This window comes from Streptomyces sp. 2P-4 (assembly GCF_030167965.1).
GTDB lineage: Bacteria > Actinomycetota > Actinomycetes > Streptomycetales > Streptomycetaceae > Streptomyces > Streptomyces globosus_A.
This window is the reverse complement of sequence record NZ_CP095011.1, coordinates 2,926,212-2,951,438: the sequence shown is the minus strand read 5'-3', so window position 1 is coordinate 2,951,438 and position 25,227 is coordinate 2,926,212. Positions and strand designations below refer to the sequence as shown.

Below are 25,227 nucleotides of genomic sequence, written 5' to 3'. Positions count from 1 at the left end.
GGCACCCGTACGGTCCGTGGCCCCGCAGGGATGCGGAGGGCACGGACCGTACTCTTGTCCCCGTGCAGGAACTCCACGACGCCCCCCTCGCCCCCCTGACCACCTTCCGCCTCGGCGGCCCCGCCACCCGGCTGGTCACCGCGACCACCGACGCCGAAGTGGTCGAGACCGTCCGCGCCGCGGACGAGAGCGGCACCCCGCTCCTCGTCATCGGCGGCGGCAGCAACCTGGTCATCGGCGACCGCGGCTTCGACGGCACCGCCCTGCGCATCGCCACCACCGGCTTCCACCTCGACGGCAGCCGCCTGGAGCTCGCCGCCGGCGAGAACTGGTCCGACGCCGTCGCCCGCACCGTCGAAGCCGGCCTCGCCGGCATCGAATGCCTCGCCGGAATCCCCGGCTCCGCCGGCGCGACCCCGATCCAGAACGTCGGCGCGTACGGCCAGGAGGTCTGCGACACCATCACCGAGGTCGTCGCCTACGACCGCGTCCGGCGCGAGACGGTCACCCTCACCGCCGCCGAATGCGCCTTCGCCTACCGCGACAGCCTCTTCAAGCACGACCCCGACCGGTACGTCGTCCTGCGCGTCCGCTTCGCCCTGGAGGACGCCGGCGGCATGTCCGCGCCGATCAAGTACCCGGAGACCGCCCGCGCCCTCGGCGTCGAGGCCGGCGACCGCGTCCCGGCCGCCGCCGCCCGCGAGACCGTCCTGCGGCTGCGCGCCGGCAAGGGCATGGTCCTCGACCCCGACGACCACGACACCTGGTCCGCAGGCTCCTTCTTCCACAACCCGATCCTCGGGGACGAGGCCTTCGCCGCCTTCCTCGCCCGCGTCGAGGCCCGCCTCGGCACCGGCACCGTCCCGCCCGCCTACCCCGCCGGCGACGGCCGCACCAAGACCAGCGCCGCCTGGCTGATCGACAAGGCCGGCTTCACCAAGGGCTACGGCACCGGCCCCGCCCGCATCTCCACCAAGCACACCCTCGCCCTGACCAACCGCGGCGAGGCCACCACCGAGGACCTCCTCGCCCTCGCCCGCGAGGTCGTCGCCGGCGTCCGCGAGGCCTTCGGCGTCACCCTCGTCAACGAGCCGGTGACGGTCGGCGTCAGCCTCTGAAGGAGCCCCGGCGCCGCCATGCACTGCCCACTGCACGGGGCCGGAACGGACCCCGCCCGCCTCGTGGGACGCACGATCCGCCGGATCGTCGCGTCCTGGCACGTCTGCGACGGGGAGCGCTCCGAGGCCCCCCTCGACGTCTGGCTGATCGACAGCGAAGGCGACTCCACCCGCATCAGCACCGGCTCCGACCGGTGCCTCATCGTCGAGTCCGCCGCCCCCCACGAGCCGTACGACATGGGGGAGTGGGGCCGCATCGACGTCGGCGAGGACCTCGGCGACCACGCCCTCCTGCCCCACGTCGGCGCCAACGTCGCCGGCGTCGCCGAATTCGCCGCCCCCGGCGCCGGCCGCGCCCGCCTGGAGCTCTCCTTCGACGACGGCGCCCGCGTCCGCGCCGACTGCTGGCACGGCGACCTCCGCCTCACCCGCGCCCGCTGACCCCGGCCCGGGGCGCCCCCGCACCGCCGCGCCCGCTACCCCGCCAGCCAGTGGTCGATCCCCGCCAGCAGCTTGTCCTGCACCTCCTGCGGCGCGGCCGACCCCCGCACCGACTGGCGCGCCAGCTCCGCCAGCTCCGCGTCCGTGAACCCGTGGTGCCGGCGGGCGATCTCGTACTGCGCGGCCAGCCGCGACCCGAACAGCAGCGGGTCGTCCGCGCCCAGCGCCATCGGCACCCCCGCGTCGAACAGCGTCCGCAGCGGCACGTCCTCCGGACGCTCGTACACCCCGAGCGCCACGTTCGACGCGGGGCACACCTCGCACGTCACCCCCGCGTCCGCCAGCCGCCGCAGCAGCGCCGGATCCTCGGCGGCCCGCACCCCGTGCCCGATCCGCGCGGCGTGCAGATCGTCCAGGCAGTCCCGCACCGACGCCGGGCCCGTCAGCTCGCCGCCGTGCGGCGCGGCCAGCAGACCGCCCTCCCGGGCGATCGCGAACGCCCGGTCGAAGTCGCGGGCCATGCCGCGGCGCTCGTCGTTGGACAGCCCGAAGCCGACGATCCCCCGGTCGGCGTACCGGACGGCGAGGCGGGCCAGCGTGCGGGCGTCGAGGGGGTGCTTCATGCGGTTCGCGGCGAGCAGGACGCGGATCCCGAGCCCCGTGTCCCGCGAGGCCGACTCGACCGCGTCGAGGATCACCTCCACCGCCGGGATCAGCCCGCCCAGGTGCGGGGCGTACGAGGTCGGGTCGACCTGGATCTCCAGCCAGCCGGCCCCGTCGCGGACGTCCTCCTCCGCGGCCTCCCGCACCAGCCGCCGGATGTCCTCCGGCCGGCGCAGGCACGAGCGGGCGGCGTCGTACAGCCGCTGGAAGCGGAACCAGCCGCGCTCGTCGGTGGCGCGGAGTTTCGGGGGCTCCCCGGCGGTCAGGGCGTCCGGGAGGCGCACGCCGTACTTGTCGGCGAGCTCCAGCAGGGTCGACGGCCGCATGGACCCCGTGAAGTGCAGGTGCAGATGGGCTTTCGGCAGAAGCGTCAGATCGCGTACGTGCTCCATCTGGTGATCCTGCCGTACCGCGGCGCCCGGCGGGAGGGTTTTCCCGATCGGGGTCCCGTCCGAACGCGGGATCGGGGCCGATGGCGGTGGGTGGGCCGCTGCGCGGAGCCGGGCCCCACCCCGCCCCTTCCCGAAACCGGGGCCTGCGGCCCCGGACCCCGCACGGGGCTCCGCCCCGGACCCCGCACGGGGCTCCGCCCCGGACCCCGCACGGGGCTCCGCCCCGGACCCCGCGCCTCAAACGCCGGCGGGGCTGGATCGGGGCTCCGGAAAACGACGGAGCGGCGCCGTCCCCACGGGGTCGGCGCCGCTCCGGAGCGTGGGTCAGGCCTTGGCCTCGGCCAGCAGCTTCTGGATCCGGGACACGCCCTCGACCAGGTCCTCGTCGCCCAGGGCGTACGACAGGCGCAGGTAGCCGGGCGTGCCGAAGGCCTCGCCCGGGACGACCGCGACCTCGGCCTCGTCCAGGATCAGCGCGGCCAGCTCGACGGAGGTCTGCGGGCGCTTGCCGCGGATCTCCTTGCCGAGCAGCTCCTTGACCGACGGGTACGCGTAGAAGGCGCCCTCGGGGACCGGGCAGAACACGCCGTCGATCTCGTTCAGCATCCGGACCATCGTCTGGCGGCGGCGGTCGAAGGCCTTCCGCATCTCCGCGACCGCGTCCAGGCTGCCCGAGACGGCGGCGATGGCGGCGACCTGCGCCACGTTGGAGACGTTCGAGGTGGCGTGCGACTGGAGGTTCGTCGCGGCCTTGACCACGTCCTGCGGGCCGATGACCCAGCCCACGCGCCAGCCGGTCATCGCGTACGTCTTCGCGACGCCGTTGACGATGATGCACTTGTCGCGCAGCGCCGGGACCAGGACGGGCAGCGAGGTGAACTTGGCGTCGCCGTAGACCAGGTGCTCGTAGATCTCGTCCGTCAGCACCCACAGGCCGTGCTCGGCGGCCCACTCGCCGATCGCCTTCGCGTCCTCCTCGCTGTAGACCGCGCCCGTCGGGTTCGAGGGGGAGACGAAGAGGAGGACCTTGGTGCGCTCGGTGCGGGCCGCCTCCAGCTGCTCGACCGAGACCCGGTAGCCGGTGGTCTCGTCGGCGACGACCTCGACCGGGACGCCGCCGGCCAGACGGATGGACTCCGGGTACGTGGTCCAGTACGGGGCCGGGACGATGACCTCGTCACCCGGGTCGAGGATCGCGGCGAAGGCGTTGTAGATGGCCTGCTTGCCGCCGTTGGTGACCAGCACCTGCGCGGCGTCGACCTCGTAGCCGGAGTCGCGCAGCGTCTTCTCGGCGATGGCCTTCTTCAGCTCGGGCAGACCGCCGGCCGGCGTGTAGCGGTGGAACTTCGGGTCGCGGCAGGCCTCGACCGCCGCCTCGACGATGTAGTCCGGAGTCGGGAAGTCGGGCTCGCCCGCGCCGAAGCCGATGACCGGGCGCCCGGCGGCCTTCAGGGCCTTGGCCTTGGCGTCGACGGCGAGGGTGGCGGACTCGGAGATGGCGCCGATACGGGCGGACACGCGGCGCTCGGAGGAAGGCGTTGCAGAGGTCATGCGGCCATCGTCCCAGACCGCCCGCGGCGGCGGCACACCGTTCCGGACATCGGACCGACCAGCCGGATCACGCGCTCTGTTCGACGTCAGGGCCTCGAGCACGTACACTCACCTGTCGTTGGACCTCGCCGACCACTCCAGAGCGTGAGCACTCCGTGCACTCGCCCGGATGCGGTAGGTTGGGGTGCACAAAGGGTCGTAGCTCAATTGGTAGAGCACTGGTCTCCAAAACCAGCGGTTGGGGGTTCGAGTCCCTCCGGCCCTGCTCCACACTCCTTCTCGGATGTGTGCGCAGGTACGTACTTCGATGCAACGCCGTGCGGCGCAACCGGGCGCGGCCACGGCCCCGACCCGGATTCAGGTGAGAGACGTGACGGACGCCCTGGGCTCCATCGACAAGCCTGACGCCGAGGACGAAGCCCGCGAGAAGAAGGCCCGCAAGGGCGGCAAGCGCGGCAAGAAGGGTCCTCTGGGCCGGCTCGCGCTCTTCTACCGCCAGATCGTCGCGGAGCTCCGCAAGGTCGTCTGGCCCACCCGCAAGCAGCTCTCGACGTACACCACCGTGGTGATTGTCTTCGTCGTCATCATGATCGGTCTGGTGACCGTGATTGACTATGGGTTCCAGGAAGCCATCAAGTTCGTCTTCGGCTGATCCCCGCGGAGGGCGGCGCCTTGATGGGTGCCGCCCCTTTTCGCATGTTCCACCACCTTTTGTATCCAGGAAGAAGCAGCCACCGTGTCTGACCCGAACCTGAACGCGAGCCACGACTCCGTCGAGTCCGTCGAGGACGAGCTCGACACCGTCGAGGCGGCAGACGCTGTGGAGCCGGACGAGGCAGAGCTCGCCGACGCCGAGGACGCCGCGCTGCACGCCGAGGACGAGGTCGAGGACGAGGACGCCCCGGCCGAGGAGGCCGCCGAGGCCGCGGCCGAGGACGAGGCCGCCCAGGCCGCCGACGCCGAGGCCGAGGAGGCCGCCGAGGAGGCCGAGCCCGTCGACCCGGTCCAGGCGCTCCGCGACGAGCTGCGCCTGCTGCCCGGCGAGTGGTACGTCATCCACACCTACGCGGGCTACGAGAAGCGCGTGAAGGCCAACCTGGAGCAGCGCGCCGTCTCGCTGAACGTCGAGGAGTTCATCTACCAGGCCGAGGTGCCCGAGGAAGAGATCGTCCAGATCAAGAACGGCGAGCGCAAGAACGTCCGGCAGAACAAGCTGCCCGGCTACGTGCTCGTCCGCATGGACCTGACGAACGAGTCCTGGGGCGTCGTCCGCAACACCCCCGGCGTCACCGGCTTCGTGGGCAACGCCTACGACCCGTACCCGCTGACCCTGGACGAGATCGTCAAGATGCTCGCCCCGGAGGCGCAGGAGAAGGCCGCCAAGCAGGCCGCCGAGGAGGCCGGGCTGCCCGCGCCCGCCGTCAAGCGCACCATCGAGGTCCTCGACTTCGAGGTCGGCGACTCGGTCACCGTCACCGACGGCCCGTTCGCGACGCTCCAGGCCACCATCAACGAGATCAACCCGGACTCGAAGAAGGTCAAGGGCCTCGTCGAGATCTTCGGCCGCGAGACCCCGGTCGAGCTGAGCTTCGACCAGATCCAGAAGAACTGATCTTCTGAACCACAGCTTCCGGACAGGTCAGACAGCCCCCTCGGGGCTCGTCTGACCTGCTCGGTTTCGAGCCCCGCACCGATACCCGTTATCGTGGTGCGGTATGCCTCCATCCGGATGACCGGATCGGCGGCGAAAACTCTCACTAGGACCCGGAGAGAGCAATGCCTCCCAAGAAGAAGAAGGTCACGGGGCTTATCAAGCTCCAGATCAACGCCGGTGCCGCCAACCCGGCCCCGCCGGTCGGCCCCGCGCTGGGTCAGCACGGCGTCAACATCATGGAGTTCTGCAAGGCCTACAACGCCGCGACCGAGTCGCAGCGCGGCATGGTCGTGCCGGTGGAGATCACGGTCTACGAGGACCGCTCCTTCACCTTCGTGACCAAGACCCCGCCGGCCGCGCGCCTCATCCTGAAGCACGCGGGCGTGGACAAGGGCTCCGGCGAGCCGCACAAGACCAAGGTCGCCAAGCTGACGGCCGCCCAGGTCCGCGAGATCGCCGAGCTGAAGATGCCCGACCTCAACGCCAACGACATCGACGCCGCCATGAAGATCATCTCTGGCACCGCGCGCTCGATGGGCGTCACGGTCGAGGGCTGACCAGCCCCCTTCCCGCACCACCCAGTGGCAGGGCCAAGCGCTGGCCCGGACCACGACTCCATGCCTGAAGCGAATAAACAGGAGCAGAAGTGAAGCGCAGCAAGACCCTCCGCGCTGCGGACGCCAAGGTCGACCGGGAGAAGCTGTACGCCCCGCTCGAGGCCGTCCGTCTCGCCAAGGAGACGTCCGCCACCAAGTTCGACGCCACCGTCGAGGTCGCCTTCCGCCTGGGTGTTGACCCGCGCAAGGCCGACCAGATGGTCCGCGGCACCGTGAACCTCCCGCACGGCACCGGTAAGACCGCCCGGGTCCTGGTCTTCGCGACCGGTGACCGTGCTGCGGCCGCGACTGCCGCCGGCGCCGACATCGTCGGCGACGACGAGCTGATCAACGAGATCGCCAAGGGCAACCGCCTGAACGAGTTCGACGCGGTTGTCGCCACCCCGGACCTCATGGGCAAGGTCGGCCGCCTCGGCCGCGTGCTCGGTCCCCGTGGCCTGATGCCGAACCCGAAGACCGGCACCGTCACCATGGACGTCGCCAAGGCCGTCACCGAGATCAAGGGCGGCAAGATCGAGTTCCGCGTCGACAAGCACTCGAACCTGCACTTCATCATCGGCAAGGTCTCCTTCTCCGATGAGCAGCTGGTCGAGAACTACGGCGCGGCCCTGGAGGAGATCCTCCGCCTGAAGCCGTCCGCCGCGAAGGGCCGCTACCTGAAGAAGGCCGCCCTGACCACCACCATGGGCCCCGGCATCCAGCTGGACCCGAACCGCACCCGCAACCTCCTCGTCGAGGAGGACCCGGCCGCGGTCTGAGCCTGACGGCTCCGGGCCGCCCTGCGGCCCGCCAGTGGCACCTTGAACGGGCCCTCCGCCCCCTCACCGGGGCGGAGGGCCCGTTCCCGTTTCCGGCTGTTCGGCCCCTGTGCGAGGCGTGTCAGAGGCATGGCATAGAGTCACTACTGTCTCGCGGCCGGTGCGACAGGTCCGCGAGCTGAAGATCACTGCATCAGGGGTGGGGAACAGAATGAACGCGTACCGCAAGAAGGCCCTCGGGGCGGTCCTGGCCGCCGTCCTGCTGGCCGGCGGAGCCACGGCGTGCGAGGACGGCAAGGGCGCCGGGGACGCCAAGAAGGACGGCGCCGCGGCGGCGCCCTCCGCGGCCGCGCCGAAGCCGGCCGAGGTCACTCCGGCGGCCTTCCTGGAGAAGACCAAGGCGAAGGCGGCGGAGATCACCTCCGTCCGCTACACCATGGCGGGCACGGCCGCGGGGCAGACCGTCTCCGGCGAGGCCTCCATGCGGCTGAAGCCCACCGCGGCCATCGCCATGAAGATGGCGAACCCGGAGAAGCCCGGCGAGAACGTGGAGATCCGCCTCCTCGACGGCGCCCTGTACCTCGGAGCCGAGGGCAAGTACCTGAAGTTCGACCTCAAGTCCCTGGACCCGGAGGCGGCCAGGAAGCTCGACCGGCTCGGCGGCGCCCAGCAGGGCGAGAACCCGGGCGACAGGGCCGGCGACATGAGCGCGGCCAAGGACCTGAAGACGGTCGGCGAGGAGACCGTCGACGGGCAGAAGACCACCCACCTCAGCGGCACCGTCACGCTGGACGAGCTGCGCGCCGCCTCGGCCGCGGGCACGCCCGAGGCCAAGGAGCGCCGGAGCAAGAACCTGCAGGCGCTGGAGGCCCAGGGCATCAAGAGCCTGGCCATGGACATCTGGATCGACGAGAACCACCAGACCAGGCAGTTCCGCACCCGCGGCGAGGGCACCGAGGGCCCGCTCGACATGACCGTCAAGTTCCTCGACGTCAACAAGCCGGTCGACATCGCGGCCCCGCCGGCCGACCAGGTCCTGGACCTCGCCCAGCTGACCCAGGAAGGCTGACAGGCGCCCGTACGGGCGCCTGCCGCCCGCGCCCCTGCCTCTCACCCCGCCCCGCCCGGCCCGGGGTCCGGCAGGGGCCCGGGAGGGCGATTTGCCCTCCCGGGACGCGGTCACGTACAGTTCCACGGAAGCCAAAGACCGCTGGTCGTTGCCGCGCCCGCAAGGGGGCGGTGGCCGAAGGATCCGCTGAAAGCGGGCGACCCGCGCAGGTGACTGTGGAAGGCTCCCAGGATTTCGGTCCTGGTCGAGCGTTGCCCCGTGCGCCTGCGCCCGGGGCGCTTTGTTTTGTCCAGCCCCTTCTGCGCGGTCCTCATCACCCGGAAGGAGGCCGACGCTCTATGGCAAGGCCCGACAAGGCTGCCGCGGTAGCCGAGCTGGAGGACATGTTCCGCAGCTCGAACGCCGCTGTGCTGACCGAGTACACGGGGCTCACCGTTGCGCAGCTCAAGACGCTGCGCCGTTCGCTCGGTGGGAACGCCCAGTACGCCGTGGTGAAGAACACGCTGACCAAGATTGCGGCCAACTCGGCCGGGATCACCGCGCTGGACGAGCACCTTGCTGGTTCGACCGCGGTCGCCTTCGTCACCGGTGACCCGGTGGAGTCGGCGAAGGCTCTGCGTGACTTCGCCAAGGACAACCCGAAGCTCGTCATCAAGGGCGGTGTCCTTGACGGCAAGGCGCTGTCCGCCGACGAGATCAAGAAGCTTGCGGACCTCGAGTCCCGCGAGGTTCTGCTCGCCAAGCTGGCCGGTGCCATGAAGGGCAAGCAGTCCCAGACTGCCGCGCTCTTCCAGGCGCTGCCCTCGAAGCTCGTCCGCACCGTGGAAGCGCTTCGTGCCAAGCAGGACGAGCAGGGCGGTGCCGAGTAATTCGGCTCGCGCATTGATCCGCGCCGCCTAGTGCGCGGGTCGTAGCGGGCCGTTACGCCCGCCTTTCGATACATCTCGGCACCAGCCGAATTAGTGGAAGGATCGCCCATCATGGCGAAGCTGTCTCAGGACGACCTGCTCGCTCAGTTCGAGGAGATGACCCTCATCGAGCTCGCCGAGTTCGTGAAGGCCTTCGAGGAGAAGTTCGACGTCACCGCCGCCGCCCCGGTCGCCGTTGCCGGCATCGCGGGCCCGGGTGCCCCGGCCGCCGAGGCCGTCGAGGAGAAGGACGAGTTCGACGTCATCCTCACCGGCGCCGGCGACAAGAAGATCCAGGTCATCAAGGTCGTGCGTGAGCTGACCTCCCTGGGTCTGAAGGAGGCCAAGGACCTCGTCGACGGCACCCCGAAGCCGGTCCTCGAGAAGGTCAACAAGGAGGCCGCTGACAAGGCCGCCGAGGCCCTCAAGGGCGCCGGCGCCTCGGTCGAGGTCAAGTAACACCCCGGGGCCCCTCCAGGCCCCTGCCAAGGGCGATCACCCGCACGGGTGGTCGCCCTTCGGCGTACCCGGGGTGCCTGATTTGCCCAGCTGTCGTTGGGGAGTAGGGTGATCATCGTTGCCCCGTGCCGGGTGTCCGAGATGATCCGCACGGAGCAGGGGGCCTTGACGAACGGCACGCGGCGCGCAATTCTCAGGACCGTCGCCAGCTCGATCCGCGGTCCGGGGCACCGGTCGGGGATCCGAGGCATGGATCGACTACGAAGAGGGCAGTACTGATACGCGCTCTGTGTACGAGAGCCGCGGCGTTGATCTACAAGGGGAAGGCCTGTTGCCGGTTGCCGGAAACCTGGTCTGGACATCAGTGAGCCGAGTGGCTACACTGACCCTTTGCGCTGCCTGTTAGCTGCCCCCTGCCCGTCGCCAGGGGCATGCCCACGCTTGAGCACACACGATTGATACGCCCTGACCTGGGGTTTTGGTCTATGTGTCAGCTGGGACCGGTACGCGCGTAGTGAGTCCGAGCCCTCGGAAGGACCCCCTCTTGGCCGCCTCGCGCAACGCCTCGACCAATACGAACAACGGTGCCAGCACCGCCCCGCTGCGCATCTCCTTTGCAAAGATCAAGGAGCCGCTCGAGGTTCCGAACCTCCTGGCGCTGCAGACCGAGAGCTTTGACTGGCTGCTCGGCAACGCCGCCTGGAAGTCCCGCGTCGAGTCGGCGCTCGAGAGTGGACTCGATGTCCCCACCAAGTCCGGTCTGGAAGAGATCTTCGAGGAGATCTCGCCGATCGAGGACTTCTCCGGGTCGATGTCGCTGACCTTCCGCGACCACCGGTTCGAGCCGGCGAAGAACTCCGTCGACGAGTGCAAGGAGCGCGACTTCACGTACGCGGCGCCGCTCTTCGTCACCGCCGAGTTCACGAACAACGAGACCGGTGAGATCAAGTCTCAGACGGTCTTCATGGGCGACTTCCCGCTCATGACCAACAAGGGCACCTTCGTCATCAACGGCACCGAGCGTGTCGTGGTGTCGCAGCTGGTGCGCTCCCCCGGCGTCTACTTCGACTCCTCCATCGACAAGACGTCCGACAAGGACATCTTCTCCGCCAAGATCATCCCCTCCCGGGGTGCCTGGCTGGAGATGGAGGTCGACAAGCGCGACATGGTCGGTGTCCGCATCGACCGCAAGCGCAAGCAGTCCGTGACCGTCCTCCTCAAGGCCCTCGGCTGGACCACCGAGCAGATCCTCGAGGAGTTCGGCGAGTACGAGTCCATGCGCGCCACCCTGGAGAAGGACCACACCCAGGGCCAAGACGACGCGCTGCTCGACATCTACCGCAAGCTGCGTCCGGGCGAGCCGCCGACCCGTGAGGCCGCGCAGACGCTGCTCGAGAACCTCTACTTCAACCCCAAGCGCTACGACCTCGCGAAGGTCGGCCGCTACAAGGTCAACAAGAAGCTCGGCGCCGACGAGCCGCTCGACGCCGGCGTGCTGACCGTCGACGACATCATCGCGACGATCAAGTACCTCGTGAAGCTCCACGCGGGCGAGACCGAGACCATCGGCGAGTCCGGCCGTTCGATCGTCGTCGAGACCGACGACATCGACCACTTCGGCAACCGCCGCCTGCGCAACGTCGGCGAGCTCATCCAGAACCAGGTCCGCACCGGCCTGGCGCGCATGGAGCGCGTCGTCCGCGAGCGCATGACCACCCAGGACGTCGAGGCGATCACGCCGCAGACCCTGATCAACATCCGGCCGGTCGTCGCCTCCATCAAGGAGTTCTTCGGCACCAGCCAGCTGTCGCAGTTCATGGACCAGAACAACCCGCTGTCTGGTCTGACCCACAAGCGCCGCCTCTCCGCGCTCGGCCCCGGCGGTCTGAGCCGTGAGCGGGCCGGCTTCGAGGTCCGCGACGTGCACCCGTCCCACTACGGACGCATGTGCCCGATCGAGACCCCCGAAGGCCCGAACATCGGTCTGATCGGCTCGCTCGCCTCCTACGGCCGCGTCAACGCGTTCGGCTTCGTCGAGACGCCGTACCGCAAGGTCGTCGACGCCCAGGTGACCGACGAGGTCGACTACCTGACCGCCGACGAGGAGGACCGCTTCGTCATCGCCCAGGCCAACGCGCGCCTGGACGAGAACCTGCGCTTCGCGGAGGGCCGCGTCCTCGTCCGCCGCCGCGGCGGCGAGGTCGACTACGTGCCCGGCACGGACGTCGACTACATGGACGTCTCCCCGCGCCAGATGGTGTCCGTCGCGACCGCGATGATCCCCTTCCTGGAGCACGACGACGCCAACCGCGCCCTCATGGGCGCGAACATGATGCGCCAGGCCGTTCCGCTCATCAAGGCGGAGGCGCCGCTCGTCGGCACCGGCATGGAGTACCGCTGCGCCGTCGACGCCGGCGACTCCATCAAGGCGGAGAAGGACGGTGTCGTCCAGGAGGTCTCGGCCGACTACATCACCGTCGCCAACGACGACGGCACGTACACCACGTACCGGGTCGCCAAGTTCTCCCGCTCCAACCAGGGCACCTCGGTCAACCAGAAGGTCATCGTCAACGAGGGCGACCGGGTCATCGAGGCCCAGGTCCTCGCCGACGGTCCGGCCACCGAGAACGGCGAGATGGCGCTGGGCAAGAACCTGCTCGTCGCGTTCATGCCGTGGGAGGGCCACAACTACGAGGACGCGATCATCCTGTCGCAGCGCCTCGTGCAGGACGACGTCCTCTCCTCGATCCACATCGAGGAGCACGAGGTCGACGCCCGCGACACCAAGCTGGGCCCCGAGGAGATCACCCGGGACATCCCGAACGTCTCCGAGGAGGTCCTCGCCGACCTCGACGAGCGCGGCATCATCCGCATCGGTGCGGACGTCGTCGCCGGCGACATCCTGGTCGGCAAGGTCACCCCGAAGGGCGAGACCGAGCTGACCCCCGAGGAGCGCCTGCTCCGCGCGATCTTCGGTGAGAAGGCGCGCGAGGTCCGCGACACCTCGCTGAAGGTCCCGCACGGCGAGATCGGCAAGGTCATCGGCGTCCGCGTCTTCGACCGCGAGGAGGGGGACGAGCTTCCCCCGGGCGTGAACCAGCTGGTCCGCGTCTACGTCGCCCAGAAGCGCAAGATCACCGACGGTGACAAGCTCGCCGGCCGCCACGGCAACAAGGGTGTCATCTCCAAGATCCTCCCGATCGAGGACATGCCCTTCCTGGAGGACGGCACCCCGGTCGACATCATCCTGAACCCGCTGGGTGTCCCGTCCCGAATGAACCCGGGGCAGGTCCTGGAGATCCACCTCGGCTGGCTCGCCAGCCGCGGCTGGGACGTCTCCGGCCTGGCGGAGGAGTGGGCCGAGCGGCTCAAGGCCATCGGCGCCGACCGCGTCGAGCCCGGCACCAACGTCGCCACCCCCGTGTTCGACGGCGCCCGCGAGGACGAGCTCGCCGGCCTGTTCGAGCACACCATCCCGAACCGCGACGGCGACCGCCTGGTCCTCCCGTCCGGCAAGGCGCGCCTGTTCGACGGCCGCTCCGGCGAGCCGTTCCCGGACCCGATCTCGGTCGGGTACATGTACATCCTCAAGCTCCACCACCTGGTCGACGACAAGCTGCACGCCCGTTCGACCGGTCCGTACTCGATGATCACGCAGCAGCCGCTGGGTGGTAAGGCGCAGTTCGGTGGCCAGCGCTTCGGTGAGATGGAGGTGTGGGCGCTGGAGGCTTACGGCGCCGCGTACGCCCTCCAGGAGCTGCTGACCATCAAGTCCGACGACGTCACCGGCCGCGTGAAGGTCTACGAGGCCATCGTCAAGGGCGAGAACATTCCCGAGCCGGGCATTCCCGAGTCCTTCAAGGTGCTCATCAAGGAAATGCAGTCGCTCTGCCTCAACGTGGAGGTGCTGTCCTCGGACGGCATGTCCATCGAGATGCGCGACACCGACGAGGACGTCTTCCGCGCCGCGGAGGAGCTCGGTATCGACCTGTCCCGGCGCGAGCCGAGCAGCGTCGAAGAGGTCTGACGGGCCTGGCCGGGGCTCTCGCGTAGAGCCCCGGCCGTCCCCGGGACCGTTCAGACCATGATTGAGACACGACCCCGAAAGAGGGATTGACGCACAGTGCTCGACGTCAACTTCTTCGACGAGCTGCGGATCGGCCTTGCCACCGCGGACGACATCCGTACCTGGTCGCACGGCGAGGTCAAGAAGCCGGAGACCATCAACTACCGCACCCTGAAGCCCGAGAAGGACGGCCTCTTCTGCGAGAAGATCTTCGGCCCCACCCGGGACTGGGAGTGCTACTGCGGCAAGTACAAGCGTGTCCGCTTCAAGGGCATCATCTGTGAGCGCTGTGGCGTCGAGGTCACGCGCGCCAAGGTGCGCCGCGAGCGGATGGGCCACATCGAGCTCGCCGCCCCCGTCACCCACATCTGGTACTTCAAGGGCGTCCCGTCGCGCCTGGGCTACCTGCTGGACCTCGCGCCGAAGGACCTCGAGAAGGTCATCTACTTCGCCGCGTACATGATCACGTTCGTCGACGACGAGCGCCGCCAGCGCGACCTGCCGTCGCTGGAGGCCCACGTCTCCGTCGAGCGCCAGCAGATCGAGAACCGCCGCGACGCCGACCTGGAAGGCCGGGCCAAGAAGCTCGAGTCCGACCTGGCCGAGCTGGAGGCCGAGGGCGCCAAGGCCGACGTGCGCCGCAAGGTGCGCGAGGGCGCCGAGCGCGAGATGAAGCAGCTCCGCGACCGCGCGCAGCGCGAGATCGACCGCCTCGACGAGGTGTGGAACCGCTTCAAGAACCTCAAGGTCCAGGACCTCGAGGGCGACGAGCTGCTCTACCGCGAGCTGCGCGACCGCTTCGGCACGTACTTCGACGGCTCGATGGGTGCCGCGGCGCTGCAGAAGCGCCTGGAGTCCTTCGACCTGGAGGAGGAGGCCGAGCGCCTCCGCGAGATCATCCGCACGGGCAAGGGCCAGAAGAAGACCCGCGCGCTCAAGCGCCTCAAGGTCGTCTCCGCGTTCCTGCAGACCAGCAACAGCCCCAAGGGCATGGTGCTCGACTGCGTGCCGGTCATCCCGCCGGACCTGCGTCCGATGGTGCAGCTGGACGGTGGCCGCTTCGCGACCTCCGACCTGAACGACCTGTACCGCCGCGTCATCAACCGCAACAACCGCCTGAAGCGCCTCCTCGACCTCGGTGCCCCCGAGATCATCGTGAACAACGAGAAGCGCATGCTCCAGGAGGCCGTCGACGCGCTCTTCGACAACGGCCGCCGCGGCCGCCCGGTCACGGGCCCCGGCAACCGTCCGCTGAAGTCGCTGTCCGACATGCTCAAGGGCAAGCAGGGCCGCTTCCGCCAGAACCTGCTCGGCAAGCGAGTCGACTACTCGGCGCGTTCCGTCATCGTCGTCGGCCCGCAGCTGAAGCTGCACCAGTGCGGTCTGCCCAAGGCCATGGCGCTGGAGCTCTTCAAGCCGTTCGTGATGAAGCGCCTGGTCGACCTGAACCACGCGCAGAACATCAAGTCGGCCAAGCGCATGGTCGAGCGCGGCCGCACCGTCGTGTACGACGTCCTCGAAGAGGTCATCGCCGAGCACCCGGTGCTGCTGAACCGTGCGCCCACGCTGCACCGCCTCGGCATCCAGGCCTTCGAGCCGCAGCTGGTCGAGGGCAAGGCCATCCAGATCCACCCGCTCGTCTGCACCGCGTTCAACGCGGACTTCGACGGTGACCAGATGGCCGTCCACCTGCCGCTCTCCGCGGAGGCGCAGGCCGAGGCCCGCATCCTGATGCTGTCCTCGAACAACATCCTCAAGCCGGCCGACGGCCGCCCGGTCACGATGCCGACCCAGGACATGGTCCTCGGTCTGTTCTTCCTGACCACGGACGGCGAGCTCCGCGACGTCAAGGGCGAGGGCCGCGCGTTCGGCTCCACCGCCGAGGCGATCATGGCGTTCGACGCCGGCGAGCTGTCGCTCCAGGCGTCCGTGGACATCCGCTTCCCGGTGGGCACCATCCCGCCGCGCGGCTGGGTCCCGCCGGTCGCCGAGGAGGGCGAGCAGGAGTTCCAGCCGGGCGACAGCTTCCGCCTGAAGACCACGCTGGGCCGTGCGCTCTTCAACGAGCTGCTGCCCGAGGACTACCCGTTCGTCGACTACTCGGTGGGCAAGAAGCAGCTCTCCGAGATCGTCAACGACCTGGCCGAGCGCTACCCCAAGGTCATCGTGGCGGCGACGCTCGACAACCTGAAGGCGGCCGGCTTCCACTGGGCGACCCGCTCCGGCGTCACCGTGGCCATCTCCGACGTCGTGGTCCCCGAGGCCAAGAAGGAGATCGTCGCGGGCTACGAGGCCCAGGACGAGAAGGTCCAGAAGCAGTACGAGCGCGGTCTGATCACCAAGGACGAGCGCACGCAGGAGCTCATCGCGATCTGGACCAAGGCGACCAACGAGGTCGCCGAGGCGATGAACGCGAACTTCCCCAAGACCAACCCCATCTTCATGATGGTCGACTCGGGTGCCCGAGGAAACATGATGCAGATGAGGCAGATCGCCGGTATGCGCGGTCTGGTGTCGAACGCGAAGAACGAGACCATCCCGCGTCCGATCAAGGCCTCGTTCCGCGAGGGCCTGTCCGTGCTCGAGTACTTCATCTCGACCCACGGTGCCCGTAAGGGTCTGGCCGACACCGCCCTGCGTACCGCCGACTCGGGTTACCTGACCCGTCGTCTGGTGGACGTCTCGCAGGACGTGATCATCCGCGAGGAGGACTGCGGCACCGACCGCGGCCTGAAGCTGAAGATCGCGTCGCGCGGCGAGGACGGCGTCCTGCGCAAGGCCGACGACGTCGAGACCTCGGTCTACGCCCGCATGCTGGCGGAGGACGTGGTCGTCGACGGCAAGGTCATCGCGCCGGCCAACGTCGACCTGGGCGACGTCCTGATCGACGCCCTCGTCGCCAACGGCGTCGAGGAGGTCAAGACCCGCTCCGTCCTGACCTGCGAGTCCGCGGTGGGCACCTGTGCCTTCTGCTACGGCCGCTCGCTGGCCACCGGCAAGCTGGTCGACATCGGCGAGGCGGTCGGCATCATCGCCGCCCAGTCCATCGGTGAGCCCGGTACCCAGCTGACGATGCGTACCTTCCACACCGGTGGTGTGGCCGGTGACGACATCACCCAGGGTCTGCCGCGTGTCGTCGAGCTCTTCGAGGCCCGTACCCCGAAGGGTGTCGCCCCGATCTCCGAGGCCGCCGGCCGCGTGCGGATCGAGGAGACCGAGAAGACCAAGAAGATCGTCATCACCCCGGACGACGGCAGCGACGAGACGGCGTACCCGATCTCGAAGCGCGCCAAGGTCATCGTCCACGAGGGCGACCACGTCGAGGTGGGCCAGAAGCTCACCGCGGGTGCCACCAACCCGCACGACGTGCTGCGCATCCTCGGCCAGCGCGCCGTCCAGGTGCACCTGGTCGGCGAGGTCCAGAAGGTCTACAACTCGCAGGGCGTGTCGATCCACGACAAGCACATCGAGATCATCATCCGGCAGATGCTGCGCCGCGTGACGATCATCGAGTCCGGCGACGCGGAGCTGCTGCCGGGCGAGCTCGTCGAGCGCTCGCGCTTCGAGACCGAGAACCGTCGTGTGGTCACCGAGGGCGGTCACCCCGCCTCCGGCCGTCCGCAGCTGATGGGTATCACCAAGGCCTCGCTGGCGACGGAGTCCTGGCTGTCGGCCGCCTCCTTCCAGGAGACGACCCGAGTCCTGACGGACGCGGCGATCAACGCCAAGTCCGACAGCCTCATCGGCCTCAAGGAGAACGTCATCATCGGCAAGCTCATCCCGGCCGGTACGGGCCTCGCCCGCTACCGCAACATCCGGGTCGAGCCGACCGAGGAGGCGAAGGCCGCGATGTACTCGGCCGTCGGCTACGACGACATCGACTACTCGCCCTTCGGCACCGGCTCCGGCCAGGCGGTCCCGCTGGAGGACTACGACTACGGCCCGTACAACGGCTGAGGTCACACAGAAGCCCCCCGCCGCTCCGAGAGGAGCGGCGGGGGGCTTCGCCGTTTCCGCGGGGCCTTGGGAGCCTGCCGCTCACGCGCGCCCGGGGGCGCGCAGGCGGCGGTGGAGGCGGGGGAAGGCGGTGGCGGCCGTCAGGGCCAGGGCGGCCAGGGCGGCGCCGGCGAGGCCCGGGAGGAGGCCCGGCGGGGTGTACGTGCACGCGAGCGTGCGGGCGCCCGGGGGAAGGGGGGCGGCCAGCAGGCCGTGGAAGGGGGTGAGGGGGGCGGGGCGGCCGTCGGCGGTGCACCGCCAGCCCGGGACCGCCGTCGTCGCGACGACCGCCGTGCCCGCGGCGCCCGGCGGGAGGTCGGCCCGGAGGGAGTGGCCGCCGGTGCGGACCGCGGTGGCGCCCGTACGGGTGAGGCGGGCGACCGCGTCGTCCAGGGCTGCCCGGTCCAGGCACCCGATCGGGTGGGACTCGGCGGCTGCCGCCGTGGCGGTGCTCCCGCCCCGGGCGCGGACGGTCGCGGTGAGCGCGCCGTCCGCCGGGACCGGGCCGAGCCGGACCACGCCCGTGGTCCTGCCGTCCAGCCGGCGCTCGCCGCCTGGGCGGGAGAGGGTGCCGGTGAGGCCGGGGGAGTACCAGTACGCCTCCGAGCCCGGGGTGCAGTGCGCCGTGTACGTCCGCTGCTGCGGCGTGCCGTCCGCGGTCGGCTCCGGGACCCGGTAGACCGCGGCGCCGAGGGCGTTCTCCTGGCGGGCGTACACGCTGTCCGCGGGGTGGGGCGAGGTGAAGGGGGCGCTGCGGACCGTCACGAGCGGGGGAGCGGGGAAGCGGGAGGCCGTCCAGGTGCCGGCGACGGGGCCGGGGCGGACGCGGGCGCCGATCGCGAAGACCGCGTCGAGGACGGGGTTGTCCGCGCCGAAGAAGGTCCGGCCGTCGTTCTTGAAGCCGTAGCCGAGGGGCTCCAGCGCCCTGTACGTGGCCTCGGGGAGGTAGCTGCTGTAGTACTGCGGGCCTTCGGCGCGCAGCGCGAGCGCGTCGTTGTACGAGGTCTGCGGCGTGCCGGAGTCGGTCCGGTATGCGGGCCAGCCGTTCACCTGCCGGACGGCCTCGGTGTGCGCGGCGATCGACGGGCCGCTGGTGGCGGCGGGCTTGGCCCAGCGCTCCCGCGCGCGGCGGACGTCGGCGTTCCAGGCGGCTGCCGCGGACTCGGCGAAGACCAGGCCGGCCATCAGGACGGCCGCCGACGGGACGAGGAGGCGGTGCCTCGCGCCGTGGTGCAGCAGGGCCACGGCGAGGACGGACAGGGCGCCGCCGCCCAGGACGGCGGGCCAGGTCCAGCCGCCGAAGTCGTCGGTGCGGCGCAGCAGGAAGGCGGCGGCGGCGAGCACCGCGGCCGCCGCCGCTGCATGCAGCGGGCGGGGGCGGTGGGCCAGGGCGAGCCAGGCCAGGACCACCAGCAGGGCGCTGAAGACGAAGGTCTCGCGGTACGGGTTGCCGTTGGGCACCGCCAGCCCGTGCCAGAGGTACTGGGTGGGCGGGAACTGGAAGGAGACGAGGACCAGGACGGTCGCGGCGCCCCACACCAGGCGGGTGCGGCGGGCGATCGCCGGGTGGAAGAGGAACGCCAGCGCGAGGACCGTGGCGAGCGAGGCGACGTACAGGCGGGGGCGGCCGCCCCACAGGTGCGTGGCCGGCAGCATCCCGGAGAGCAGGACGTCCAGTCCCACAGGCTGGAACGCCGCGGCCTGCGTCTGCCGGGCGGCGCCGCTCGACAGGAACGCCGGCAGCAGCAGGGGCAGGGTCAGCAGGATCCCGGTCGCCGCGGCGGTGGCGGCGCGCCAGAGCGCGCGCAGCCGCTGCCGGCCGGTCGTCTCCAGGGTGGCCAGGCGGACCGCGAGGAGGACGCAGGCGGCCATCGTCGCCATCATCGCGGTGTAGAAGTTCCCCAGCCAGGCGAGCGCGACGAGCAGCGCGGCGCCGGGCGGGCGGCGCCCCTCGATGCACCACTCGACGGCGATGCCGAGCAGCGGCAGCGCGACGAGGCCCCACAGCCACATGGGGATGTACGAGGCGTCGCTGAGGGCCCAGCCGCACAGCCCGTAGCAGGCGCCGAGGACGCCGCGCTGCCACCAGGGGCCGGGCCGGAGCCGGCCGAGGTAGGCCGCCATGGCCGCGGCGGCGGTGCCCGTGGTCAGCGGGGTGACCGCGAAGACGGCGAGGTCGACGTGGTCGCGGGGGACGAGGACGGCCGCCCAGGAGAACGGGTTCCCGAGGTAGGTGTGGTAGTCGGAGAGGAACTGCTGTCCGAATCCGCCGCGCCAGGTGAACAGCAGGTCGCCGGCGGCCTGCCCGTGGGCGAGGTCCCACAGGCCGCGGTGGAACGGGACGTACTGGTTGGCCTGGTCGTTGACGGCCCGGCCGAGGCTGCCGAAGGGGAAGGCGCCCCGGGCGGCCCAGGCCGTGCAGACGGCGGCAGCGGTCAGCAGGAAGGCCGACAGCGGGGCGCGGAGGCGGGCGAGGACCGGGCGGCTGCAGGCGGCGTCCGGCGGCCGGGCCGGGCTGTCCGCTGCCTTCGGCTCCGGGGTGGCCGTCCGCAATGTCGCGCTCCCTGCTGGTCGTGCCATTCGGGGGGAATCGGGGGGCAGTGTAGTGGTCCGGCGGGGCCCCGACGGACCGCCGCGGGACGGCCGCCGGACCGCCGCGGGGGCGGGCGCAGGCGGCCGGGGCCCATACCACATCCCGGCGCCGGGCACGGCCCGGGAGCCCGCAGGCCAGACGCGGCACGGGCCGCGGGCCCGCAGGCGCGGCGGCGGCGGGGCCTTTGTTTTGACCGGAGTGGATGGGGTGGGTACGCTCAGACCTTGTGCCTGGGGTGTGCCTGGGCTCCCGTGCGTGTCCATCAACCGCACGCGGGCCGCACAAGCCGCCGCGATCCACGTCCTCCCGCGCTTGCGCGGGGGTCTGCCGGATCCGACACACCCGACCGCGTGGGTCGGGGAACGTTCCAGGTTAGCTTCACTACACGGCACACAGAAACCGGAGAAGTAGTGCCTACGATCCAGCAGCTGGTCCGGAAGGGCCGGCAGGACAAGGTCGAGAAGACGAAGACGCCCGCGCTCGAGGCTTCGCCCCAGCGCCGCGGCGTCTGCACGCGTGTGTTCACGACCACCCCGAAGAAGCCGAACTCGGCGCTCCGCAAGGTCGCGCGTGTGCGTCTGACCTCCGGCATCGAGGTCACCGCTTACATTCCGGGTGAGGGACACAACCTGCAGGAGCACTCGATCGTGCTCGTGCGTGGTGGCCGTGTGAAGGACCTGCCGGGTGTTCGTTACAAGATCATCCGCGGTGCGCTTGACACCCAGGCTGTCAAGAACCGCAAGCAGGCCCGCAGCCGCTACGGCGCCAAGAAGGAGAAGTAAGAATGCCTCGTAAGGGCCCCGCCCCGAAGCGCCCGGTCATCATCGACCCGGTCTACCAGTCTCCTCTTGTCACCTCGCTGATCAACAAGATCCTGCTGAACGGCAAGCGCTCCACCGCCGAGCGCATCGTCTACGGCGCCATGGAAGGCCTCCGCGAGAAGACCGGCAACGACCCGGTCATCACGCTGAAGCGCGCGCTGGAGAACGTCAAGCCGTCGCTGGAGGTCAAGTCCCGCCGCGTCGGTGGTGCGACCTACCAGGTTCCGGTCGAGGTCAAGCCGGGTCGCCAGTCGACCCTCGCGCTGCGCTGGCTCGTGGGCTACTCCCGCGCCCGCCGCGAGAAGACCATGACCGAGCGCCTCATGAACGAGCTCCTCGACGCCTCGAACGGCCTCGGTGCGGCCGTCAAGAAGCGCGAGGACACGCACAAGATGGCCGAGTCCAACAAGGCCTTCGCGCACTACCGCTGGTAGTCGCAACCCACATCGAGACCGAGAGAAGACTGAAGCCTTATGGCTACCACTTCGCTTGACCTGGCCAAGGTGCGCAACATCGGCATCATGGCCCACATCGACGCGGGCAAGACGACCACCACCGAGCGCATCCTGTTCTACACCGGTGTTTCGTACAAGATCGGTGAGGTCCACGACGGCGCTGCCACGATGGACTGGATGGAGCAGGAGCAGGAGCGCGGCATCACGATCACGTCTGCCGCGACGACCTGCCACTGGCCGCTCGAGGACGTCGACCACACCATCAACATCATCGACACCCCGGGCCACGTGGACTTCACGGTCGAGGTGGAGCGCTCGCTCCGCGTCCTCGACGGTGCCGTCACCGTGTTCGACGGTGTCGCCGGTGTGGAGCCGCAGTCCGAGACGGTGTGGCGCCAGGCCGACCGTTACGGCGTGCCGCGCATCTGCTTCGTCAACAAGCTCGACCGCACGGGCGCCGAGTTCCACCGCTGCGTCGACATGATCAAGGACCGCCTGGGCGCGGTTCCGATCGTCATGCAGCTCCCGATCGGTGCCGAGGCGGACTTCCAGGGCGTTGTCGACCTGGTCCGCATGAAGGCGCTGGTCTGGTCCGCCGAGGCGACCAAGGGCGAGATGTACGACGTCGTCGACATCCCCGACACGCACACCGAGGCCGCCGAAGAGTGGCGCGGCAAGCTGGTCGAGACCGTCGCCGAGAACGACGACGAGATCATGGAGCTCTTCCTCAACGGCGAGGAGCCGACCGAGGAGCAGCTGCACGCCGCCGTGCGCCGCATCATCCTGGGCTCCGGCAAGGGCGAGGGCTCGACGATCACCGCGGTGTTCTGCGGTACCGCGTTCAAGAACAAGGGTGTCCAGCCCCTGCTCGACGCGGTCGTCCGCTACCTCCCGTCGCCGCTCGACATCGAGGCCATCGAGGGCCACGACGTCAAGGACGCCGAGACCGTCGTGAAGCGCAAGCCGTCGGACGAGGAGCCCCTCGCCGCGCTCGCCTTCAAGATCATGAGCGACCCGCACCTCGGCAAGCTCACCTTCGTCCGGGTTTACTCGGGCCGCCTGGAGGCCGGCACCGCGGTGCTGAACTCCGTCAAGGGCAAGAAGGAGCGCATCGGCAAGATCTACCGCATGCACGCGAACAAGCGTGAGGAGATCGACTCGGTGGGCGCCGGCGACATCGTCGCCGTCATGGGCCTGAAGCAGACCACCACCGGTGAGACGCTGTGCGACGAGAAGCAGCCGGTCATCCTGGAGTCCATGGACTTCCCGGCCCCGGTCATCCAGGTCGCCATCGAGCCCAAGTCCAAGGGTGACCAGGAGAAGCTGGGTGTCGCCATCCAGCGTCTCGCGGAGGAGGACCCCTCCTTCCACGTCCACTCGGACGAGGAGACGGGCCAGACCATCCTCGGCGGCATGGGCGAGCTGCACCTCGAGGTGCTCGTCGACCGCATGAAGCGCGAGTTCAAGGTCGAGGCCAACGTCGGCAAGCCGCAGGTCGCGTACCGCGAGACCATCCGCAAGGCGGTCGAGCGCCACGACTACACGCACAAGAAGCAGACCGGTGGTACCGGTCAGTTCGCCAAGGTGCAGATCGCGATCGAGCCGATCACCGAGACCGACGGTCCGGCGTACGAGTTCGTGAACAAGGTCACCGGTGGCCGCGTGCCGAAGGAGTACATCCCTTCGGTCGACGCCGGTGCGCAGGAGGCCATGCAGTTCGGCATCCTGGCCGGCTACGAGATGACGGGCGTCCGCGTCACGCTTCTCGACGGTGCCTTCCACGAGGTCGACTCCTCCGAGCTCGCGTTCAAGATCGCCGGTTCGCAGGCCTTCAAGGAGGCCGCGCGCAAGGCGTCCCCCGTGCTCCTCGAGCCGATGATGGCCGTTGAGGTCACCACGCCCGAGGACTACATGGGCGACGTCATCGGCGACATCAACTCCCGCCGTGGCCAGATCCAGGCCATGGAGGAGCGTCACGGCGCCCGCGTCGTGAAGGGCCTCGTGCCGCTGTCGGAGATGTTCGGCTACGTCGGAGACCTCCGCAGCAAGACCTCGGGTCGCGCCAGCTACTCGATGCAGTTCGACTCCTACGCCGAGGTTCCGCGGAACGTCGCCGAGGAGATCATCGCGAAGGCCAAGGGCGAGTAACTCTCCCGAGTACACGCTTTAGGCTTGTCACCGGAACCTCCGGGGCAGCAGGAGATTCTTCCGAAAAACCTGTTGCCCCGGGGACCGGCTTTCCAGCAAAGATCACCTGGCGCCGATGAGTAAGGCGTACAGAACCACTCTCCAGGAGGACCCCCGTGGCGAAGGCGAAGTTCGAGCGGACTAAGCCGCACGTCAACATCGGCACCATCGGTCACATTGACCACGGTAAGACGACCCTCACGGCCGCCATTACCAAGGTGCTGCACGACGCGTACCCGGACCTGAACGAGGCCTCGGCCTTCGACCAGATCGACAAGGCTCCCGAGGAGCGCCAGCGCGGTATCACCATCTCCATCGCGCACGTCGAGTACCAGACCGAGGCGCGTCACTACGCCCACGTCGACTGCCCGGGTCACGCGGACTACATCAAGAACATGATCACCGGTGCCGCGCAGATGGACGGCGCCATCCTCGTGGTCGCCGCCACCGACGGCCCGATGCCGCAGACCAAGGAGCACGTGCTCCTGGCCCGCCAGGTCGGCGTTCCGTACATCGTCGTCGCCCTGAACAAGGCCGACATGGTGGACGACGAGGAGATCCTGGAGCTCGTCGAGCTCGAGGTGCGCGAGCTCCTCTCCGAGTACGAGTTCCCGGGCGACGAGCTCCCGGTCGTCCGCGTCTCGGCGCTGAAGGCGCTCGAGGGCGACAAGGAGTGGGGCGAGAAGCTCCTCGGCCTGATGGCTGCCGTCGACGAGTCGATCCCGACCCCGCCGCGCGACACCGACAAGCCGTTCCTGATGCCGGTCGAGGACGTCTTCACCATCACCGGTCGCGGTACGGTCGTCACCGGCCGTATCGAGCGCGGTGTCCTGAAGGTCAACGAGACCGTCGACATCATCGGTATCCGCCCGGAGAAGACCACCACCACGGTCACCGGCATCGAGATGTTCCGCAAGCTGCTCGACGAGGGCCAGGCCGGTGAGAACGTCGGTCTGCTGCTCCGCGGCATCAAGCGCGAGGACGTCGAGCGCGGCCAGGTCATCATCAAGCCGGGCTCGGTCACCCCGCACACCGAGTTCGAGGCCCAGGCCTACATCCTGTCCAAGGACGAGGGTGGCCGCCACACGCCGTTCTTCAACAACTACCGTCCGCAGTTCTACTTCCGTACCACGGACGTGACGGGCGTTGTGACCCTGCCGCAGGGCACCGAGATGGTCATGCCGGGCGACAACACCGAGATGTCCGTCCAGCTGATCCAGCCGGTCGCCATGGAGGAGGGCCTGAAGTTCGCCATCCGTGAGGGTGGTCGCACCGTGGGCGCCGGCCAGGTCACCAAGATCGTGAAGTAAGTTCCTTCACGTTCTGACCTGGTAGTCCGCGCGAGCGGGCTCCGTGTCTGACACCAGGGCCCCTCCCCTGTCGCTCCGGCGGCGGGGGAGGGGCCTTGGCTGTTCCCCCGGGCGGGGCGCGCCGCCCGGGGGCGCGTACGCAAGAGGGCCGTACCCCCGCGGGGGTACG

The 25,227-nt window shown here is 69.7% G+C and carries 17 protein-coding genes, 1 tRNA gene and 1 pseudogene; 16 read left to right on the top strand and 3 right to left on the bottom strand.

Features of this window, described 5'->3' with window-relative positions; translation table 11 throughout:
- Positions 1–44: 44 nt before the first annotated feature.
- Both MUK52_RS12605 and MUK52_RS12600 read left to right on the top strand, forming a co-directional pair.
- Positions 45–1,118, top strand: a pseudogene (locus tag MUK52_RS12605) (UDP-N-acetylmuramate dehydrogenase); the annotation flags it as partial.
- 18 nt (positions 1,119–1,136) lie between these two features.
- The gene (locus MUK52_RS12600; protein ID WP_284576260.1) at positions 1,137–1,559 is read left to right on the top strand and encodes a hypothetical protein; all 423 of its coding nucleotides are present in this window, start codon (positions 1,137–1,139) and stop codon (positions 1,557–1,559) included.
- A 35-nt stretch (positions 1,560–1,594) separates the two neighbouring features.
- Here the strand turns inward: MUK52_RS12600 and MUK52_RS12595 are convergent, their stop codons facing one another.
- Both MUK52_RS12595 and MUK52_RS12590 read right to left on the bottom strand, forming a co-directional pair.
- Positions 1,595–2,614, bottom strand: a complete 1,020-nt coding sequence (locus MUK52_RS12595) for an adenosine deaminase (RefSeq protein ID WP_114053713.1) — start codon at positions 2,612–2,614, stop codon at positions 1,595–1,597.
- A gap of 324 nt (positions 2,615–2,938) precedes the next feature.
- Positions 2,939–4,165 (bottom strand): pyridoxal phosphate-dependent aminotransferase, encoded by a 1,227-nt coding sequence (locus MUK52_RS12590; RefSeq protein ID WP_114053714.1) that lies wholly within the window; start codon positions 4,163–4,165, stop codon positions 2,939–2,941.
- A gap of 192 nt (positions 4,166–4,357) precedes the next feature.
- Here MUK52_RS12590 and MUK52_RS12585 point away from each other — a divergent pair.
- From MUK52_RS12585 to MUK52_RS12540, 10 genes are all read left to right on the top strand, one after another.
- Positions 4,358–4,430, top strand: a tRNA-Trp gene (locus MUK52_RS12585).
- A gap of 105 nt (positions 4,431–4,535) precedes the next feature.
- Complete coding sequence (gene secE / locus MUK52_RS12580) at positions 4,536–4,817, top strand: preprotein translocase subunit SecE (protein ID WP_114053715.1); 282 nt, start codon at positions 4,536–4,538, stop codon at positions 4,815–4,817.
- A gap of 84 nt (positions 4,818–4,901) precedes the next feature.
- A complete protein-coding gene (gene nusG, locus MUK52_RS12575; RefSeq protein WP_284576259.1) occupies positions 4,902–5,777 on the top strand; it encodes a transcription termination/antitermination protein NusG in 876 nt (291 codons plus the stop codon).
- A 164-nt stretch (positions 5,778–5,941) separates the two neighbouring features.
- Positions 5,942–6,376, top strand: a complete 435-nt coding sequence (rplK, locus tag MUK52_RS12570; protein ID WP_114053717.1) for a 50S ribosomal protein L11 — start codon at positions 5,942–5,944, stop codon at positions 6,374–6,376.
- 89 nt (positions 6,377–6,465) lie between these two features.
- Positions 6,466–7,194: a 50S ribosomal protein L1 gene (rplA, locus tag MUK52_RS12565; RefSeq protein ID WP_114053718.1), complete on the top strand. Its 729-nt coding sequence runs from the start codon at positions 6,466–6,468 to the stop codon at positions 7,192–7,194.
- A 211-nt stretch (positions 7,195–7,405) separates the two neighbouring features.
- Positions 7,406–8,263 carry an SCO4651 family lipoprotein gene (locus tag MUK52_RS12560; RefSeq protein ID WP_114053719.1) on the top strand — a complete coding sequence of 286 codons (858 nt, stop codon included), beginning with the start codon at positions 7,406–7,408 and terminating at the stop codon, positions 8,261–8,263.
- A 338-nt stretch (positions 8,264–8,601) separates the two neighbouring features.
- Positions 8,602–9,132, top strand: coding sequence for a 50S ribosomal protein L10 (gene rplJ / locus MUK52_RS12555; RefSeq protein WP_114053720.1), 531 nt, complete (start codon positions 8,602–8,604; stop codon positions 9,130–9,132).
- Positions 9,133–9,243: 111 nt separating this feature from the next.
- Positions 9,244–9,630: a 50S ribosomal protein L7/L12 gene (rplL, locus tag MUK52_RS12550; protein ID WP_189808006.1), complete on the top strand. Its 387-nt coding sequence runs from the start codon at positions 9,244–9,246 to the stop codon at positions 9,628–9,630.
- Between the two features lie 544 nt (positions 9,631–10,174).
- Positions 10,175–13,657, top strand: a complete 3,483-nt coding sequence (rpoB, locus tag MUK52_RS12545; protein WP_114053722.1) for a DNA-directed RNA polymerase subunit beta — start codon at positions 10,175–10,177, stop codon at positions 13,655–13,657.
- Positions 13,658–13,753: 96 nt separating this feature from the next.
- A complete protein-coding gene (locus MUK52_RS12540; RefSeq protein ID WP_114053723.1) occupies positions 13,754–17,653 on the top strand; it encodes a DNA-directed RNA polymerase subunit beta' in 3,900 nt (1,299 codons plus the stop codon).
- An 81-nt stretch (positions 17,654–17,734) separates the two neighbouring features.
- On the opposite strand, the gene MUK52_RS12535 is transcribed toward MUK52_RS12540, so the two are convergent.
- Entirely contained in the window at positions 17,735–20,245 is a 2,511-nt protein-coding gene (locus MUK52_RS12535; RefSeq protein WP_284576258.1) for a YfhO family protein, read from the bottom strand.
- 450 nt (positions 20,246–20,695) lie between these two features.
- Between MUK52_RS12535 and rpsL the strand changes: the two genes are divergently transcribed.
- From rpsL to tuf, 4 genes are all read left to right on the top strand, one after another.
- Positions 20,696–21,067, top strand: a complete 372-nt coding sequence (gene rpsL / locus MUK52_RS12530) for a 30S ribosomal protein S12 (RefSeq protein WP_007265893.1) — start codon at positions 20,696–20,698, stop codon at positions 21,065–21,067.
- Between the two features lie 2 nt (positions 21,068–21,069).
- Positions 21,070–21,540 carry a 30S ribosomal protein S7 gene (gene rpsG, locus MUK52_RS12525; RefSeq protein ID WP_114053724.1) on the top strand — a complete coding sequence of 157 codons (471 nt, stop codon included), beginning with the start codon at positions 21,070–21,072 and terminating at the stop codon, positions 21,538–21,540.
- 39 nt (positions 21,541–21,579) lie between these two features.
- Positions 21,580–23,709 (top strand): elongation factor G, encoded by a 2,130-nt coding sequence (fusA, locus tag MUK52_RS12520; RefSeq protein WP_114053725.1) that lies wholly within the window; start codon positions 21,580–21,582, stop codon positions 23,707–23,709.
- A gap of 155 nt (positions 23,710–23,864) precedes the next feature.
- Complete coding sequence (tuf, locus tag MUK52_RS12515) at positions 23,865–25,058, top strand: elongation factor Tu (RefSeq protein ID WP_114053726.1); 1,194 nt, start codon at positions 23,865–23,867, stop codon at positions 25,056–25,058.
- Positions 25,059–25,227: the final 169 nt, after the last annotated feature.